The following is a 17,711-nucleotide window of genomic DNA, read 5'->3' as shown; positions in this document are numbered from 1 at the left end:
AAAACGCGGCCGGGGTTGACTCACATCCACCTCGGCCGCGGCGTAGCGGCCTCGTCAGGGAGGTTCAAGTAATGAACACGCGTATGCGCAGAGCCGCCGTAGCCGTTGCCGCCGGTGCCATGGCCGTTTCCCTTGCCGCTTGTGGCAGCGCCAAGGAGGCCGGCGACAAGACGAAGGAGTCCTCCGGCGCTGCCAAGGGCGACGCGATCAAGGTCGGTCTGCTCCTGCCGGAGAACCAGACCGCGCGTTACGAGAAGTTCGACAAGCCGCTCATCGAGAAGAAGGTCGCCGAGCTCACCGGCGGCAAGGGCGAGGTCGTCTACGCCAACGCCAAGCAGGACGCGACCACGCAGAACTCCCAGGTCGACACGATGATCACCAACAAGGTGGACGTCCTCATCGTCGACGCGGTGGACTCCAAGGCCATCGCCGGCTCGGTCAAGAAGGCCAAGGACGCCGGCATCCCGGTCGTTTCCTACGACCGCCTGGCCGAGGGCCCGATCGACGCCTACACCTCCTTCGACAACGAAGAGGTCGGCAAGGTCCAGGGCAAGGCCCTGCTGGAGGCGCTGGGCGACAAGGCCAAGGACGGCCAGATCGTCATGATGAACGGCTCGGTCACCGACCCGAACGCCAAGCTGTTCAAGTCCGGCGCCCACTCCGAGCTCGACGGCAAGGTGAACGTCGGCAAGGAGTACGACACCGTCGAGTGGAAGCCGGAGAACGCCAACACCAACATGGCGGCCGCCCTCTCCGCGCTCGGCAAGGACAAGATCGTCGGCGTCTACTCCGCCAACGACGGCATGGCCGGCGGCATCATCACCGCCCTCAAGGCCGCCGGTGTCAACCCCCTGCCGCCGGTCACCGGCCAGGACGCCGAACTCGCCGGTGTGCAGCGCATCGTGGCGGGCGAGCAGTTCATGAGCGTCTACAAGCCGTACGCCCCCGAGGCCGAGGCCGCCGCGAAGATGGCCGTCGCCCTCGCCAAGGGCGGCAAGCCCGAAGGCACCACCTCCACGGTCGACAGCCCCACCACCAAGGGCGTCCCCTCCGTGCTGATCCCGGTCGTCTCGCTGACCAAGGCCAACATCAAGGACACCGTCGTCAAGGACGGCGTCTACACGGTCGACGAGATCTGCACCGACAAGTACGCGGCCGCCTGCGCCGCCCTCGGCCTGAAGTAGCGGCCCCCGCCGCCTCCCCACGAGGCGGCCCCACGTACCTGACCGGCGCCCCGCCCCTCCTCACCCCGCCACCCGGCGGGGCGCCGGGCAGAAACGTTCCCCCATTCGCCCCGCTCCTGCTCTTCTGCACGACATCCCCGCCGGTCAGGCGGCGAAGGAGATGGTTCATGTGTCCGCTGCGCCCGTGCTGGCGTTGCGAGGGGTCTCGAAGCGGTTCGGCGCCGTTCAGGCCCTGACCGACGTAGAACTCGAGATCCACTCCGGTGAAGTGGTCGCCCTCGTCGGCGACAACGGTGCCGGCAAGTCCACGCTGGTCAAGACGATCGCCGGCGTGCACCCCATCGATGACGGCGTCATCGAGTGGGAAGGGCGCCCGGTCTCCATCGGCAAGCCCCACGACGCCCAGAACCTGGGCATCGCGACGGTCTACCAGGACCTGGCGCTGTGCGACAACATCGATGTCGTCGGCAACCTGTTCCTCGGCCGGGAGCTCAAGAAGTTCGGCGTCCTCGACGAGGTGGAGATGGAGCGCCGCGCCCGCGAGCTCCTGACCACGCTGTCCATCCGGATCCCCAGTGTCCGGATCCCCATCGCCTCGCTGTCGGGCGGCCAGCGCCAGACCGTGGCGATCGCCCGCTCCATGCTGGGCGAGCCCCAGCTCGTCATCCTCGACGAGCCCACCGCCGCCCTCGGCGTCGAGCAGACCGCTCAGGTGCTCGACCTCGTCGAGCGGCTGCGCGAGCGGGGCCACGCCGTCATCCTCATCAGCCACAACATGGCCGATGTGAAGGCCGTCGCCGACAAGGTGGCGGTCCTGCGGCTGGGCCGCAACAACGGTGTCTTCAACGTCGCCGACACCTCGCAGGAAGAGATCATCTCCGCCATCACCGGTGCCACGGACAACGCCGTGACCCGCCGGGCGGCCCGCACCTCGGAGGCCGGCAAGTGAGCACCCAGAACCCTGCCACCGATCCACTGGACAAGGGCCACGTCGACCCGGTCAACCCCGCGGCCGCGCACGACGCGATCCCGGCCGTGGACCCCCGCCTGCTCGTCCGCGAGGAGGGCCTCGCCGGCTACGTGGGCGAGTTCAAGCGCAAGATGAAGGCCGGAGACCTGGGCTCCCTGCCGGTCGTCATCGGCCTGATCGTCATCTGGTCGATCTTCCAGGGGCTGAACTCGAACTTCCTCTCCCCGGAGAACCTGACCAACATCGCGATCACGATGACCGGCACCGGCATGATCGCCATCGGCATCATCTTCGTGCTGCTGCTCGGTGAGATCGACCTCTCGGTCGGCTCGGTCAGCGGTGTCTCGGGCGCCATCGTCGCCGTCCTCGCCGTCACCCACGGCGTGAACGAATGGCTGGCCATCCTCGCCGCCGTCGTCGGCGGTGCCCTGATCGGCTCCATCCACGGCTTCTTCTTCGCCAAGGTGGGCGCCCCGGCCTTCGCCGTCACCCTGTCGGGCCTGCTCTTCTGGCTCGGCGCGATGCTGCAGATCCTCGGCAGCAACGGCACGATCAACATCGACTCCGACGGCGTGGTCGGCCAGCTGACCACGTACTTCTTTTCGGACGTGGCCGTCGCCTACGGGCTGGCCGCCCTCGCGGTGGCCGGCTACTTCCTCGCGGCCTTCCTCGACGCCCGGCGCCGCGAGGCGGCCGGCATGCCCTCCCGCCCGCTCGCCGAGATCCTGCTGCGCACCGGGTTGCTCGCCCTGTGCGCGTTCGGTCCCGCCGTGCTGTTCAACCAGTACAAGGGCCTGCCGCTCGCGGTGGTGCTCTTCCTGCTGGCCCTGGTCGTCACGGACTTCCTGCTGCGCCGCACGACCTTCGGGCGAAACGTTTTCGCACTGGGTGGCAGCGTCGAGGCCTCCCGGCGCGCGGGCATCAACGTCACCCGGATCCGGATCACGGTCTTCGCGATCTCCAGCACCTTCGCCGCCATCGGCGGCCTGTTCTGGGCCTCCAAGATCGCGGCGGCCAACCAGAGCGCCGGCGCCGGCGACCTGCTGATGAACGTGATCGCGGCGGCCGTCATCGGCGGCACCAGCCTCTTCGGCGGCCGGGGCCGGACCTGGAACGCCCTCCTCGGTGTCATGGTCATCGTCTCGATCCAGTACGGTCTGGCCCTGGAAGGCATCGCGACGCCGATCCAGTACATGATCACCGGTGCGGTCCTGCTGGCCACCGTGGTCATCGACTCGGTCACCCGCAAGACCCAGAAGACGGCCGGACGCGCCTGACCGCGCGCCCGACCGCCGGCCGCATCCGCACGCGGCGGTAAGAACGGTCACAGTGCCCGGCGCCACTCAAGTGGCGCCGGGCATCCGTGCGTACAAATGCTGGTACTCCTGTGCGGGTATACGCCCGTATGCGATGTGTGGCAGGGGGGTGGTCCGTACATGTATGACAAAGGTGTGACCCCACCGGGACGGCCCGATGACCGCGCCCGCGAACGGAACATTAGACTCGACAGACCAGCAAGCAACTGCAAGGAGGCACGGGTGCTGCTGACCCGCATCAAGGGACCGCGCGATCTGGACCGGCTCAGCCAGGAGGAGCTGACCCAGCTCGCGGCCGAGATCAGGTCCTTCCTCGTCGACGCCGTCTCCAAGACCGGCGGGCACCTCGGCCCCAACCTCGGCGTGGTCGAACTGACGATCGCCCTGCACCGGGTCTTCGAATCGCCCAAGGACAAGGTCCTCTTCGACACCGGCCACCAGGCCTACGTCCACAAGCTGCTCACGGGCCGCCAGGACTTCGCCGGTCTGCGCACCAAGAACGGCCTGTCCGGATACCCTTCGCGCGCCGAGTCCGACCACGACGTGATCGAGAACTCGCACGCCTCCACCGTCCTCGGCTGGGCCGACGGCCTCGCCAAGGCCAACGAGGTGCTGGGCCGCGAGGACCACCACGTCGCCGCCGTCATCGGCGACGGCGCGCTGACCGGCGGCATGGCCTGGGAGGCGCTGAACAACATCGCCGCCGCCAAGGACCGCCCGCTCGTCATCGTCGTCAACGACAACGAGCGCTCCTACGGGCCCACCATCGGCGGTCTCGCCAACCACCTGGCGACCCTGCGCACCACCGACGGCTACGAGCGCTTCCTCGCCCGCGGCAAGGAGCTCCTGGAGCGCACCCCCGTCGTCGGCAAGCCGCTCTTCGAGACCCTGCACGGCGCCAAGAAGGGCCTCAAGGACTTCATCGCCCCGCAGGGCATGTTCGAGGACCTGGGCCTGAAGTACATCGGGCCCATCGACGGCCACGACATCGAGGCCCTGGAGTCCGCCCTGCAGCGCGCCAAGCGCTTCAGCGGCCCGGTCATCGTGCACTGCCTCACCCAGAAGGGCCGCGGCTACACCCCGGCCCTGGAGCACGAGGCGGATCGTTTCCACGCCGTCGGCGTGATCCACCCCGACACCGGCCTGCCGGTCAAGACCGCCGCGGCCAGCTGGACCTCCGTCTTCGCCGACGAGATGGTCAAGATCGGCCACGAGCGCCCGGACGTCGTCGGCATCACCGCGGCCATGCTCCACCCGGTCGGCCTCAACAAGTTCGCCGAGGCCTTCCCGGACCGCATCTACGACGTCGGCATCGCCGAGCAGCACGGCGCGACCTCCGCGGCGGGTCTCGCCACCGGTGGCGTCCACCCCGTCTTCGCGGTGTACGCCACCTTCCTCAACCGCGCCTTCGACCAGGTCCTGATGGACGTCGCCTTGCACAAGTGCGGGGTCACCTTCGTCCTGGACCGCGCCGGCGTCACCGGCGACGACGGCGCCTCCCACAACGGCATGTGGGACATGTCCATCCTCCAGGTCGTCCCCGGCCTGCGCCTCGCCGCACCGCGCGACGCCGAGCAGCTGCGCGCCCAGCTCCGCGAGGCCGTCGAGGTCAAGGACGCCCCGACCGTGGTCCGCTTCTCCAAGGGCGTCGTCGGACCCGCCGTCCCGGCCGTCGGCCGGATCGGCGGCATGGACGTGCTGCGCGCGCCCGCCGCCGACATCACCCGGCCGGACGTACTGCTCGTCTCGGTCGGCGCACTCGCCCCGATGAGCCTGGAGATCGCCGACCTGCTCGACAAGCAGGGCATCTCCACGACCGTCGTCGACCCCCGCTGGGTCAAGCCCGTGGACGAGGCCCTGGCCCCGCTCGCCGACCGGCACCGCGTCGTCGTCACCGTCGAGGACAACGGCCGCGCCGGCGGCGTGGGCTCCGCCGTCTCCCAGGCCCTGCGGGACGCGGGCGTCGACGTGCCCCTGCGCGACTTCGGCATCCCGCAGCGCTTCCTCGACCACGCCCTGCGCAAGGAGATCCTGGCGGAGATCGGCCTGACCGCACCGGACATCGCCCGGCAGGTCACCGGCCTGGTCGCCAAGCTCGACGGCCGCTACGACAGCGAGCCGGCCGCCACCGTCGACTGAGGCGGACACCCCCTAGATCGCCGCGCGGTTGCACGTCACGGGCCGGGAGATCACTCTTGAGGAGTGGGCCTCCCGGCCCTCCGCGTGCGTCGACACCTGTTCGGAGGTGCGTCGGTGAGTAGGGATATGAACAGCCCCTTCCGCACCAAGACGGTGGAGCAGTCCATCCGCGACACGGAGGAGCCGGAACACGCGCTCCGCAAGTCGCTCTCCGCCTGGGACCTGACGGTGTTCGGTGTGGGTGTCATCATCGGCACCGGCATCTTCGTCCTCACGGGCATCGCGGCCCGGAACAACGCCGGACCCGCCACCGCCCTCGCCTTCGTGGCAGCGGGCATCGTCTGCGCCCTCGCGGCGCTCTGCTACGCCGAGTTCGCCTCCACCGTCCCGGTGGCCGGCTCGGCGTACACCTTCAGCTACGCCTCCATCGGCGAACTGCCCGCCTGGATCATCGGCTGGGACCTGGTGCTGGAGTTTGCGCTCGGCACCGCGGTGGTCGCGGTCGGCTGGTCCGGCTACGTACGCCACCTCATGGACACCAACCTCGGATGGACCCTGCCGACCTCCCTGTCCGGACCCGATGCCGGCGGTCATTTCGACCTGCTGGCCTTCCTGCTGGTCCTGGTGCTGACGTGGATCCTGGTCGTCGGGACGAAGCTCTCGGCCCGCATCACCGCAGTCGTCGTCGCCATCAAGGTCACCGTCGTGCTGCTGGTCATCATCGCGGGCCTGTTCTTCATCAAGTCCGACAACTACTCGCCGTTCATCCCGCCGGCCCAGCCACAGGCCGAGGGCGTCAGCGGCTGGCACTCGCCGCTGGTCCAGCTGCTGTTCGGCTACGAGCCGACCAACTTCGGCGTCATGGGCATCTTCACGGCGGCCTCGCTCATCTTCTTCGCCTTCATCGGCTTCGACGTGGTGGCCACCGCGGCCGAGGAGACCAGGAACCCCCAGCGGGACATGCCGCGCGGCATCCTCGGATCGCTGCTGATCTGCACGGTCCTCTACGTGGCCGTGACGCTGGTCGTGACCGGCATGCAGAAGTACTCGGAGATGTCGCCGACCGCGCCGCTCGCCGAGGCCTTCAAATCGGTGAACCAACCGTTCTTCTCGGGCGCCATCAGTCTCGGCGCGTCCGTCGGGCTGATCACCGTGTGCATGATCCTGCTGCTCGGCCAGACCCGCGTGTTCTTCGCCATGAGCCGTGACGGACTGCTGCCGCGCACCTTCTCCGTCACCCACCCCAAGTACCGCACCCCCTACCGCGCGACCATCCTGCTCGGTGTGGTCATCGCCGTCGTCGCCGGTTTCACCAGCCTGGAGAAGCTGGCGGAACTGGTGAACATCGGCACCCTGTTCGCCTTCGTGGTCGTCGCCCTCGGCGTGATCATCCTGCGCAGGACCCGCCCCGACCTGCACCGGGCCTTCCGCACCCCGTGGGTGCCGGTGGTGCCGATCCTGTCGATCCTCGCCTCGCTCTGGCTGATGCTGAACCTGCCGGCCGAGACCTGGCTGCGCTTCGGCATCTGGATGGTCATCGGCGTCATCGTCTACTTCGCCTACGGACGCCGGCACAGCCGTCTGGGCAAGGTCGGCGCGGACGCCAAGTTCTGAGGGACCACCGGCGCGCGAACGGCGGAGCCGGCCGTACGGTCACCCGTACGGCCGGCTCCGTGTGCGCGGGCCCCCTCGTCAGCCCTTGGCGGGGGAGTCCTTCGCGGAGGCGGGGACCTTCTCGTCCTTGCGCAGCGCGTCCCACAGCTGGGTGGCCTGCGGCTCGGCCACCACCACGCGGTTGGGGTCCACCTTGTCGTAGGCGACCGGCAGCATGATGGTCTCCATCGTCTCCGGGTTCACGCCCTTCATGCTCTGCGCGAAGTCGGACAGCGCGGTGAGCGAGGCCAGGTCGGAGTCCGTGGTCAGCGACTTGGTGCCGGCGTCCGCGAGCTTGTAGAGCCGCGCCGGGCTGCCGAGGGCGTCCTGCTTCTTGATCTCCGAGAGCATCGCCAGCATGAACTGCTGCTGCAGGCCGATGCGTCCGAGGTCGCTGCCGTCCCCGTAGCCGTACCGGGTACGGACGAACTTCAGCGAGTCGGTGCCGTTCAGCCGGTGCGTGCCCGCGTCGAGCTTCAGACCGCCCTTGGCGCCGCTCATCGGCTTGTCCAGGGTCACGGTGACCCCGCCCAGCGCGTCCACCAGGCCCTTGAAGCCGGCGAAGTCCACCTCGACGAAGTGGTCCACGCGCACACCGGACATCTGCTCGACGGTGTTGACGACACAGGCCGGGCCGGCGAGCGAGTAGACGGAGTTGAACATGACCCGCTTCGCGGACGGCACGGACTTGCCGCTGCGGTCCTTGCACTCGGGCCGGGTGATCAGGGTGTCGCGGGGGATGCTCACCGCGGTGGCCTTCGCCCGGCCCTCGGGTATGTGCACCAGCATCGCGGTGTCCGAGCGGGCCCCGCTGACGGCGCCGTGGTCGAGGTCGCCGTTGGCCCCGGCCCGTGAGTCGGAGCCGAGCACCAGGACGTTCTGCGCGTTGGCGACCACCTTGGCGGGCCGGTTGTCCCCGATCGCCTGGTCCAGGTCGACGCTGTCGATGTTGCCGTTGAGGTGGCTGTACGTCCACCAGCCCGCCCCGGCCGCGCCCAGGATCAGCACGGCGACCAGCAGCAGGGTGATCCGCAGAATGCGGCGTCGGCGGCGCCTGGGCCGCGCGTGCGTTTCCGTCATGGGGGTGAATCTTAGACAGGTATTCGAACGGCCGGAGCCCGCCCCCCGCAGGAGACGGGCCCGGCCGTCGAACAGCCCGCCACGACCCGGACTACGCCGGGACGCTCGCGGTGCCGGGGGCGAGGAACCTCTTGCCGTTCACGCGCTCCGAGACGCCCTCACGGTCCAGGTACGGCGTGATGCCGCCCAGGTGGAAGGGCCAGCCGGCACCGGTGATGAGGCAGAGGTCGATGTCCTGGGCCTCGGCCACGACACCCTCCTCCAGCATCAGACCGATCTCCTGCGCCACCGCGTCCAGGACGCGGTCACGGACCTGCTCCTCCGTCAGGACGGAGTCGCCCTGCTGCAGGAGGGCGGCGACCTCGGGGTCCAGCTCCGGCTTGAAGTCGTTCTCGGCGGAGTAGACGTAGAAGCCGCGCTTGCCCGCCTCGACCACGCGCTTGAGGTTCGGGGAGACGGTGAAGCGCTCCGGGAAGGACCGGTTCAGGGTCTCGGAGACGTGCAGACCGATCGCCGGACCCACGAGCTCCAGCAGCACCAGCGGGGACATCGGCAGGCCGAGCGGCTCGATGGCCTTCTCCGCCGTGGCGACCGGGGTGCCCTCGTCGATGACGTTCTGGATCTCGCCCATGAAGCGGGTCAGGATGCGGTTCACGACGAACGCCGGGGCGTCCTTGGTGAGGACCGCGGTCTTCTTCAGCTTCTTGGCGACACCGAAGGCCGTGGCCAGCGAGGCGTCGTCGGTCTGCTCACCGCGGACGATCTCCAGCAGCGGGAGGATCGCGACCGGGTTGAAGAAGTGGAAGCCGACCACGCGCTCCGGGTGCTTCAGCTTCGAGGCCATCTCCGACACCGACAGCGAGGAGGTGTTGGTGGCGAGGATCGCGTGCGCCGGGGCGACCGCCTCGACCTCCGCGAACACCTTCTGCTTGACGGACATCTCCTCGAACACGGCCTCGATGATGAAGTCCGCGTCCGCGAAGCCCTCGGCCTTGTCCAGGACGCCGCTCACCAGGGCGGTCAGGCGGTTGGCCTTGTCCTGGTTGATGCGGCCCTTGCCGAGCAGCTTCTGGATCTCGGCGTGGACGTAGCCCACGCCCTTGTCCACGCGCTCCTGGTCGATGTCGGTGAGCACCACCGGCACCTCCAGGCGGCGCAGGAACAGCAGCGCCAGCTGCGAGGCCATCAGGCCCGCGCCGACGACGCCGACCTTGGTGACCGGACGGGCCAGGGACTTGTCCGGGGCGCCGGCCGGGCGCTTGGCGCGCTTCTGGACCAGGTTGAAGGCGTAGATGCCCGAGCGCAGCTCGCCGCCCATGATGAGGTCGGCCAGGGCCGTGTCCTCGGCGTCGAAGCCGGCCTGCAGGTCGCCCGACTTGGCGGCGGCGATGATGTCCAGCGCGCGGTAGGCGGCCGGAGCGGCGCCGTGCACCTTGGAGTCCGCGATGGAGCGGCCCTTGGCGACGGCCGCGTCCCAGGCGTCCCCGCGGTCGATCTCCGCGCGGACGACCTCGGTGGTGCCGTTCAGGACGTTCGCGGTCCACAGGAGCGACTGCTCCAGGAAGTCCGCGCCCTCGAAGATCGCGTCGGCGATGCCGAGCTCGAAGACCTGCTTGCCCTTGAGCTGACGGTTCTGGTTCAGCGAGTTCTCGATGATGACCGAGACCGCGCGCTCCGCGCCGATCAGGTTCGGGAGGATGGCGCAGCCGCCCCAGCCCGGAACCAGGCCGAGGAAGACCTCGGGCAGCGAGAAGGCCGGGATGGCCTTCGAGACGGTGCGGTAGCTGCAGTGCAGGCCGACCTCGACGCCGCCGCCCATCGCCGCGCCGTTGTAGTAGGCGAAGGTGGGGACCGCCAGCGCGGAGAGGCGCTTGAAGACGTCGTGGCCGCCCTTGCCGATGGCGAGCGCCTCGTCGTGCTGCTTCAGCAGCTCGACGCCCTTGAGGTCGGCGCCGACCGCGAAGATGAACGGCTTGCCGGTGATGCCCGCGCCGACGATGGTACCGGCGGTGGCCTCCTGCTCGACCTGGTCGATCGCCGCGTTCAGGTTGGCGAGGGACTGCGGGCCGAAGGTGGTCGGCTTGGTGTGGTCGAAGCCGTTGTCCAGCGTGATGAGCGCGAAGCGCCCGGCGCCGAACGGCAGGTCCAGGTGACGGACGTGCGCGGACGTGACGACCTCGTCCGGGAACAGCTCGGCCGCGCCCTTCAGGAGCTCAGCGGTGGTGCTCACTTGGAGTCTCCCTCGGCGTTGAAGTTCGGGTTCTCCCAGATGACCGTGGCGCCCATGCCGAAGCCGACGCACATGGTGGTCAGGCCGTAGCGGACGTGCGGCTGCTCCTCGAACTGGCGGGCCAGCTGCGTCATCAGACGCACGCCGGAGGAGGCCAGCGGGTGACCGAAGGCGATGGCGCCGCCGTACTGGTTCACGCGGGCGTCGTCGTCGGCGATGCCGTAGTGCTCCAGGAACGCGAGGACCTGGACCGCGAAGGCCTCGTTGATCTCGAAGAGACCGATGTCGTCGATCGTCAGGCCGGCCTGGGCCAGGGCCTTCTCGGTGGCCGGGATCGGGCCGTAGCCCATGACCTCCGGCTCGACACCCGCGAAGGAGTACGAGACCAGGCGCATCTTGACCGGGAGGTTGTTCTCGCGGGCGAAGTCCTCGGACGCGATGATCGCGGCGGTGGCACCGTCGTTGAGACCGGCGGCGTTGCCCGCGGTGACCCGGCCGTGCGTACGGAACGGCGTCTTCAGGCCGGCCAGGTTCTCCAGCGTGGTGCCCGGGCGCATCGGCTCGTCGGTGGTGACCAGGCCCCAGCCCGTCTCACCGGCCGCCTCGTTGGTGTTGCGCACCGAGATCGGGACCAGGTCCTGCTGGATCTTGCCGTCGGCGTACGCCTTGGCGGCCTTCTCCTGCGAGCGCACGGCGTACTCGTCGGCGCGGAGCTTGGTGATCGTCGGGTACCGGTCGTGCAGGTTCTCGGCGGTCATGCCCATGAACAGGGCGGACTCGTCGACCAGCTTCTCGGAGACGAAGCGCGGGTTCGGGTCGACGCCCTCGCCCATGGGGTGGCGGCCCATGTGCTCGACACCGCCGGCGAGGGCGACGTCGTACGCACCGAAGGCCACACCGCCCGCGACGGCGGTCACGGCGGTCAGCGCGCCGGCGCACATGCGGTCGATGGAGTAGCCCGGTACGGACTGCGGGAGGCCCGCGAGGATGCCGGCGGTACGGCCCAGCGTCAGGCCCTGGTCGCCGATCTGCGTGGTCGCGGCGATGGCGACCTCGTCGATCTTCTTGGGGTCCAGGTCCGGGTTGCGGCGCAGCAGCTCCCGGATCGCCTTCACGACGAGGTCGTCGGCGCGGGTCTCGTGGTAGATGCCCTTCGGGCCCGCCTTGCCGAACGGGGTGCGGACGCCGTCGACGAAGACGACGTCCCTGACGGTACGAGGCACGTTGGCTCTCCTCCAGGTGCGGGTGTGCACTGCTGCGCGGGGGCGCGTTCGGCCGGTGTGGCTGAGCGCCCGCTCACCCGGCCCATGCTACTTGCGGGTAACCAATGTGCACACCCCCTCCCCGAGGAGCGGCGAAGGTCACACTCCGCACGCGCCGCCGGGTCGGGCGACGACAGAGCCCCCGGCCGGGGGCCGGGGGCTCTGCGAGGGGGGGCGGGGCCTGCTCAGGCCGTGGCGGCCAGGGCCGTGACCAGGACCGGGGTGACCTGTTCGATCTGCCAGGGGCGGGCGCCGTGGAGGGCCAGCGCCCGGGACACCGCGTCCGCGTCCAGCCGCTGCGGGGGCTCCCAGCACACGCGGCGGACCGTGTCCGGGGTGATCAGGTTCTCCTGGGGCAGGTTCAGCTCCTCCGCCAGCGCAGAGACGGCCGTGCGGGCGGCGGCCAGCCGGGCCGCGGCGGCCGGGTCCTTGTCGGCCCAGGAGCGCGGCGGGGGCGGGCCCGCGGGGGTCGCGCCCGGCTGCGGCAGCTCGCTCTCCGGCAGCGCCTTCGCCCGGTCCACGGCGGCCATCCACTGGTCGAGCTGGCGGCGGCCCATCCGCTGCCCGTAGCCGGGCAGGGCCGACAGGGTGTGCACGTTCGCGGGCAGCGCCAGCGCCGCCTCGACGATCGCGGCGTCACCCAGCACCTTGCCCGGCGACACGTCGCGCCGCTGCGCGATCCGGTCCCGGGACTCCCACAGCTCCCGCACGACCGCCATCTGCCGGCGGCGGCGCACCTTGTGCATGCCGGACGTACGGCGCCACGGGTCCTTGCGGGGCGGGGCCGGCGGCGCGGAGGCGATCGCGTCGAACTCCTGGTGGGCCCACTCCAGCTTGCCCTGGCGGTCCAGTTCCTTCTCCAGCGCGTCCCGGAGGTCCACGAGGAGCTCCACGTCCAGAGCGGCGTAGCGCAGCCACGGCTCGGGCAGCGGGCGGGTGGACCAGTCGACGGCGGAGTGGCCCTTCTCCAGGGCGTAGCCGAGAACGCTCTCGACCATCGCGCCGAGGCCCACCCGGGGGAAGCCGGCGAGCTGGCCCGCCAGCTCGGTGTCGAACAGCGAGGTCGGGACCATGCCTATTTCGCGCAGGCAGGGCAGGTCCTGGGTGGCGGCGTGCAGGATCCACTCGGTGCCGGAGAGCGCCTCGCCCAGGGCGGACAGGTCGGGGCAGCCCACCGGGTCGATCAGCGCGGAGCCGGCCCCCTCGCGGCGCAGCTGCACGAGGTAGGCGCGCTGGCCGTAGCGGTATCCGGAGGCGCGCTCGGCGTCCACGGCCACGGGGCCGGTGCCCGCGGCGAAGGCCGCGACCACTTCGGCGAGGGCGTCCGCGTCGGCGACCACCGGGGGGATCCCCTCACGGGGCTCCAGCAACGGGATCGGCACCCCACCGGGCGGAACAACGACGTCGTCCGGGGGGCCGCCCCCGGTGGTGGTGCGCAGGTCTGCTGCGGTCTCTTGGGCGTCGGTCACCGGTCAAGGGTATCCGTGGATGCGACGCGCCCGTCGCCGGAACGTTCCGTCGACGGGCGCGATCAGTACGCGGGGTGTTGTCCGGGGGTCTCCCGGACGTCTATCCGGGGGTCGCGGCCCGCGTTCAGTGGATGATCCCGGTGCGCAGTGCCACGGCGACCATGCCCGCGCGGTCACCGGTGCCCAGCTTGCGGGCGATGCGGGCGAGGTGGGACTTGACGGTCAGGGCGGACAGGCCCATCGAGACGCCGATGGCCTTGTTGGACTGGCCCTCCGCGACGAGGCGCAGGACCTCGACCTCGCGGCCGGAGAGGCTCGCGGTAGCCGCCCGGGTGGCTCGGGGCACCCGGGGGGCGGCGGTGCATGCGGGCGGCGGCTGCGCCGATGGGGGCGGCGCCGGGCCGGGTGGGGAGCCCGATGTTGGTGCGCGTACCGGTGACGACGTAGCCCTTCACGCCGCCCGCGAGGGCGTTGCGCACGGCGCCGATGTCGTCGGCGGCGGACAGGGCCAGGCCGTTGGGCCAGCCTGCTGCGCGGGTCTCGGAGAGCAGGGTGAGACCGGAACCGTCGGGCAGGTGCACGTCGGCCACGCAGATGTCGCGCGGGCTGCCGACGCGGGGGCGGGCCTCCGCGATGGACGACGCCTCGATCACGTCACGCACGCCGAGGGCCCACAGATGGCGGGTCACGGTGGAACGTACGCGCGGGTCGGCCACGACGACCATGGCCGTCGGCTTGTTCGGGCGGTAGGCGACCAGGCTTGCGGGCTGCTCGAGAAGAACGGACACCTAGGCCTCCTGGGGGAGTGGCGGGACGGCCGGCTCGGGGAAGGGAAGCCGGTGCGAACCGTGCGGATGGTCACTGACTCCTTCGGCACGTCACCCGCCCGGCTTTAGGGAATGATCACGATTTGGTGAGTAACAATTCGGGCAATTCAGACGCATGATCGATCATCGGGTGATCAGAAGCCCGCAACGGAGGCCGCGTTGTGACACACGCCCGCGAACTTCGACCGGTCGTTCCCCGTGCGGCCGCGGCCGTCCGGCCCCGCGCCTACGGGTGGTGCGGACCGCGGCGCTGTGGCAGGGAGACCACACCCGTCGCCGTGTCCGTCGGACCCACCGGGGGCAGGCCCGCGATCTGGCAGATCAGCTCGCACCAGGCCGCCAGGTGCGCCGGGGTGTCCGGGACCCCGCCCACCCCCTCGCGCGGCGTCCACGAGGCCCTGATCTCGATCTGCGTCGCCGGCCGCCGCTCCGCGAGCCCGCCGAAGTAGTGCGAGCTCGCCATGGTGACCGTGCCGCTCGCCTCGCCGTAGGCCAGCCCGCGGGCCTCCAGGGCCCCCGTCAGCCAGGACCAGCACACCTCCGGCAGCAGCGGGTCGGCGGCCATCTCGGGCTCCAGCTCCGCCCGCACGAGCGTCACCAGCCGGAAGGTCCCGTGCCAGGCGTCGTGCCCGGCCGGGTCGTGGAGCAGGATGAGCCGGCCGTCGGCCAGGTCGTCCTCCCCGTCCACCACCGCGGCCTCCAGCGCGTAGGCGTACGGCGCCAGCCGCTGGGGCGGCTTCGTCGGGTCGATCTCGACCCCCGGACGCAGCCGGGCCTTCTTCAAACCTTCGACCGCCCGGCGGAACGGGAGTGGGACGGAGCTCTCCTTCGCACTGTCCGTACCGTCGGCGCCATCTGAAAATCGTCCCTGAGCCGCAGCCATGCGGGGAAGACTAGGCGGTATGTGAGCCCGTACGGCGCAGGGACACCCGTGCCGGGACGGGCACTTCTTCATACGTGCGAAGATTTGGGTCGTGAGCGCCAACGACAGCCCCCAGGGCCAGCCGAGCCAGACGTACGATTCCGCCTTCCTGAAGGCGTGCCGGCGCGAGCCGGTACCGCACACGCCGGTGTGGTTCATGCGGCAGGCCGGGCGCTCGCTCCCCGAGTACCGCAAGGTCCGCGAGGGCACCGCGATGCTGGAGTCCTGCATGCGGCCCGACCTGGTCACCGAGATCACCATGCAGCCGGTGCGCCGCCACGGCGTCGACGCGGCGATCTTCTTCTCCGACATCGTGGTCCCGCTCAAGGCCATCGGCGTCGACCTGGACATCAAGCCGGGCGTCGGCCCCGTCGTCGCCCAGCCGATCCGCCGCCGCGAGGACCTCGCACAGCTGCGCGACCTCACTCCTGAGGACGTCCGGTACGTCACCGAGGCGATCGGCATGCTCACGGGTGAACTGGGCTCCACGCCGTTGATCGGTTTCGCGGGCGCGCCCTTCACCCTCGCGAGCTACCTGGTCGAGGGCGGCCCCTCGAAGAACCACGAGCACACCAAGGCCCTCATGTACGGGGACCCGCAGCTCTGGGCCGACCTGCTGGACCGTCTCGCGGAGATCACCTCCGCCTTCCTGAAGGTCCAGATCGAGGCCGGCGCCTCCGCGGTCCAGCTCTTCGACTCCTGGGTCGGCGCGCTCGCCCCGGCGGACTACCGCCGCTCCGTCATGCCCGCCTCGGCGAAGGTCCTGCAGTCCGTCGCCTCCTACGGGGTCCCCCGCATCCACTTCGGCGTGGGCACCGGCGAGCTGCTCGGCCTGATGGGCGAGGCCGGCGCGGACGTCGTGGGCGTCGACTACCGGGTCGCGCTCGACGAGGCGGCCCGCCGGGTCGGCCCGGGCAAGGCCCTCCAGGGCAACCTGGACCCGGCCGTGCTCTTCTCCACCACGGAGGCGGTCGAGGCCAAGACGGACGAGGTCCTCGCGGCCGCCGCCGGCCTGGAGGGCCACATCTTCAACCTCGGCCACGGCGTCCTCCCCACCACCGACCCCGAGGCCCTGACCCGCCTGGTGGACTACGTCCACACCAGGACGGCGCGCTGAGCGGAGAACCGCACACCGGCAGGACCGCGGACGTCGGCCCGCACCCAGCGTCCCGCGGCGCGTGCCGACGTCCCGCACGTCCGGCGGCCGTGCCGCCGGAGCCGCGCGTCGTGCGCGGGGGTCAGACGCCTGCTGCGCGGACAGCGGAGACCGCCTTGCGGGCCGCCACCAGCACCGGGTCCCAGACGGGGGAGAACGGCGGGGCGTAGCCGAGGTCGAGCGAGACCACCTGCTCCACCGTCATGCCCGCCGTGAGGGCCACCGCCGCGACGTCCACGCGCTTCGCGGAACCGGCGCCGCCGACGATCTGCACGCCCAGGAGCCGGCCCGTACGGCGTTCCGCCAGCATCTTCACCGTCATCTCCGCAGCGCCCGGGTAGTAGCCCGCCGTGTTGGTGGAGGTGATGGTGGCCGTCACGAAGCGCAGGCCCGCTTCCAGCGCGTCGCGCTCGCGCAGCCCCGTACGGGCGATCTCCAGGTCGCACACCTTGCTGACCGCCGTGCCGACCACCCCCGGGAAGGTCGCGTAGCCGCCGCCCACGCCCGAGCCGATGACCTGGCCGTGCTTGTTGGCGTGGGTGCCCAGCGGAATGTGCCGGGTGCGGCCCGCGACCAGGTCGAGGACCTCCACGCAGTCACCGCCCGCCCAGACGTCCTCGTGACCCCGCACCCGCATCGACAGGTCCGTGAGGATCCCGCCCGCGGGGCCGAGCGGCAGGCCGGCGGCGCGGGCCAGCGCCGTGCGCGGCTCCACGCCGATGCCCAGCACGACCACGTCCGCCGGGTACTCCTGCCCGCTCGCCGTGGCCACCGCGCGGGCCCGGCCCTCCTCGTCCGTGAGGATCTTCGTCACCTCGGCGCCCGCCACCGTGACGATCCCCATGCGGTTCATCGCGGTGTGCACCAGGCCGCCCATGTCCGGGTCCAGCGTGGCCATCGGCTGCTCGCCCCGGTGCAGGACGGTCACCTCGTAACCCCGCAGCACCAGGGCCTCCGCCATCTCCACGCCGATGTAGCCCGCGCCGACCACGACCGCCCGCCGGCCCCGCGTCCGCTCCAGCGCGTCCATGAGGCGCTGGCCGTCGTCGAGGGTCTGGATGCCGTGCACGCCGTGCGCGCCGATGCCGGGCAGGCGCGGGCGGACGGGCCGGGCGCCCGTGGCCAGGACGAGCTTGTCGTAGTGCGTCCAGGCCTCGGACCCGGCGTCCAGATCGCGGGCGCGGACCCGGGAGCCGGCCAGGTCGAGCTCCACCACCTCGGTGCGGGTGCGCAGGTCGATGTCCCGGGCGCGGTGCTCCTCGGGGGTGCGGGCGATCAGGTCGTCGCGCCCGGGGACCAGGCCGCCCACCCAGTACGGGATGCCGCACGCCGAGTACGAGGTGAAGCGCCCGCGCTCGAAGGCGACGATCTCCAGCTCCTGCGGGCCCCTGAGCCTGCGGGCCTGCGACGCGGCGGACATCCCCGCCGCGTCGCCCCCGACCACCACCAGTCGTTCCGTCACCATCTCCCGTACCGCCCCTTCACCTGTGTCGACTGATGAAC

General features: G+C 70.9%; 12 protein-coding genes and 1 pseudogene. 6 read left to right on the top strand and 7 right to left on the bottom strand.

The features are described from left to right. Nucleotides 1–71: 71 nt before the first annotated feature. The 5 genes from AC2RP6_RS11235 (at nt 72) to AC2RP6_RS11215 (ending at nt 7,223) form a co-directional block, all read left to right on the top strand. Nucleotides 72–1,184: a sugar ABC transporter substrate-binding protein gene (locus AC2RP6_RS11235; protein ID WP_486446100.1), complete on the top strand. Its 1,113-nt coding sequence runs from the start codon at nt 72–74 to the stop codon at nt 1,182–1,184. Between the two features lie 160 nt (nt 1,185–1,344). Beyond that, nucleotides 1,345–2,133: an ATP-binding cassette domain-containing protein gene (locus AC2RP6_RS11230; RefSeq protein ID WP_030036503.1), complete on the top strand. Its 789-nt coding sequence runs from the start codon at nt 1,345–1,347 to the stop codon at nt 2,131–2,133. Then, nucleotides 2,130–3,431, top strand: coding sequence for a sugar ABC transporter permease (locus tag AC2RP6_RS11225; protein ID WP_486446099.1), 1,302 nt, complete (start codon nt 2,130–2,132; stop codon nt 3,429–3,431). Before AC2RP6_RS11230 ends, AC2RP6_RS11225 begins: the two co-directional genes overlap by 4 nt. A gap of 261 nt (nt 3,432–3,692) precedes the next feature. After that, a complete protein-coding gene (dxs, locus tag AC2RP6_RS11220; RefSeq protein ID WP_486446098.1) occupies nt 3,693–5,609 on the top strand; it encodes a 1-deoxy-D-xylulose-5-phosphate synthase in 1,917 nt (638 codons plus the stop codon). Nucleotides 5,610–5,735: 126 nt separating this feature from the next. Then, complete coding sequence (locus tag AC2RP6_RS11215; protein WP_486446097.1) at nt 5,736–7,223, top strand: amino acid permease; 1,488 nt, start codon at nt 5,736–5,738, stop codon at nt 7,221–7,223. A gap of 78 nt (nt 7,224–7,301) precedes the next feature. Here AC2RP6_RS11215 and AC2RP6_RS11210 read toward each other — a convergent pair whose 3' ends face one another. From AC2RP6_RS11210 to AC2RP6_RS11185, 6 genes and pseudogenes are all read right to left on the bottom strand, one after another. After that, nucleotides 7,302–8,342 carry an LCP family protein gene (locus AC2RP6_RS11210; RefSeq protein WP_486446096.1) on the bottom strand — a complete coding sequence of 347 codons (1,041 nt, stop codon included), beginning with the start codon at nt 8,340–8,342 and terminating at the stop codon, nt 7,302–7,304. A gap of 91 nt (nt 8,343–8,433) precedes the next feature. Beyond that, nucleotides 8,434–10,572 (bottom strand): 3-hydroxyacyl-CoA dehydrogenase NAD-binding domain-containing protein, encoded by a 2,139-nt coding sequence (locus AC2RP6_RS11205; protein ID WP_486446095.1) that lies wholly within the window; start codon nt 10,570–10,572, stop codon nt 8,434–8,436. Beyond that, the gene (locus AC2RP6_RS11200) at nt 10,569–11,795 is read right to left on the bottom strand and encodes a thiolase family protein (protein ID WP_125814944.1); all 1,227 of its coding nucleotides are present in this window, start codon (nt 11,793–11,795) and stop codon (nt 10,569–10,571) included. The genes AC2RP6_RS11205 and AC2RP6_RS11200 overlap by 4 nt, the downstream gene beginning before the upstream one ends. A gap of 224 nt (nt 11,796–12,019) precedes the next feature. Next, nucleotides 12,020–13,303: an HRDC domain-containing protein gene (locus AC2RP6_RS11195; RefSeq protein WP_486446094.1), complete on the bottom strand. Its 1,284-nt coding sequence runs from the start codon at nt 13,301–13,303 to the stop codon at nt 12,020–12,022. A 124-nt stretch (nt 13,304–13,427) separates the two neighbouring features. Next, a pseudogene (locus AC2RP6_RS11190) lies at nt 13,428–14,091 on the bottom strand (helix-turn-helix transcriptional regulator). Between the two features lie 265 nt (nt 14,092–14,356). Further along, nucleotides 14,357–15,013, bottom strand: coding sequence for a DUF3000 domain-containing protein (locus AC2RP6_RS11185; protein WP_486446093.1), 657 nt, complete (start codon nt 15,011–15,013; stop codon nt 14,357–14,359). A gap of 91 nt (nt 15,014–15,104) precedes the next feature. Between AC2RP6_RS11185 and hemE the strand changes: the two genes are divergently transcribed. Continuing rightward, nucleotides 15,105–16,169 carry a uroporphyrinogen decarboxylase gene (gene hemE, locus AC2RP6_RS11180; protein WP_486446092.1) on the top strand — a complete coding sequence of 355 codons (1,065 nt, stop codon included), beginning with the start codon at nt 15,105–15,107 and terminating at the stop codon, nt 16,167–16,169. Between the two features lie 121 nt (nt 16,170–16,290). On the opposite strand, the gene AC2RP6_RS11175 is transcribed toward hemE, so the two are convergent. Then, a complete protein-coding gene (locus tag AC2RP6_RS11175; protein WP_486446091.1) occupies nt 16,291–17,673 on the bottom strand; it encodes an FAD-dependent oxidoreductase in 1,383 nt (460 codons plus the stop codon). Nucleotides 17,674–17,711 lie beyond the last annotated feature (38 nt).

This window comes from Streptomyces sp. WAC03905 (assembly GCF_057371075.1).
This window is presented reverse-complemented; position numbering and strand designations above follow the sequence as displayed.

Bases quoted from the DNA above. Each gene is read 5' to 3' on its own strand.
- AC2RP6_RS11235 (WP_486446100.1), top strand. From the start codon at position 72: ATGAACACGCGTATGCGCAGAGCCGCCGTAGCCGTTGCCGCCGGTGCC.
- AC2RP6_RS11230 (WP_030036503.1), top strand. From the start codon at position 1,345: ATGGTTCATGTGTCCGCTGCGCCCGTGCTGGCGTTGCGAGGGGTCTCG.
- AC2RP6_RS11215 (WP_486446097.1), top strand. From the start codon at position 5,736: ATGAACAGCCCCTTCCGCACCAAGACGGTGGAGCAGTCCATCCGCGAC.
- AC2RP6_RS11210 (WP_486446096.1), bottom strand. From the start codon at position 8,342: ATGACGGAAACGCACGCGCGGCCCAGGCGCCGCCGACGCCGCATTCTG.
- AC2RP6_RS11185 (WP_486446093.1), bottom strand. From the start codon at position 15,013: ATGGCTGCGGCTCAGGGACGATTTTCAGATGGCGCCGACGGTACGGAC.
- AC2RP6_RS11175 (WP_486446091.1), bottom strand. From the start codon at position 17,673: ATGGTGACGGAACGACTGGTGGTGGTCGGGGGCGACGCGGCGGGGATG.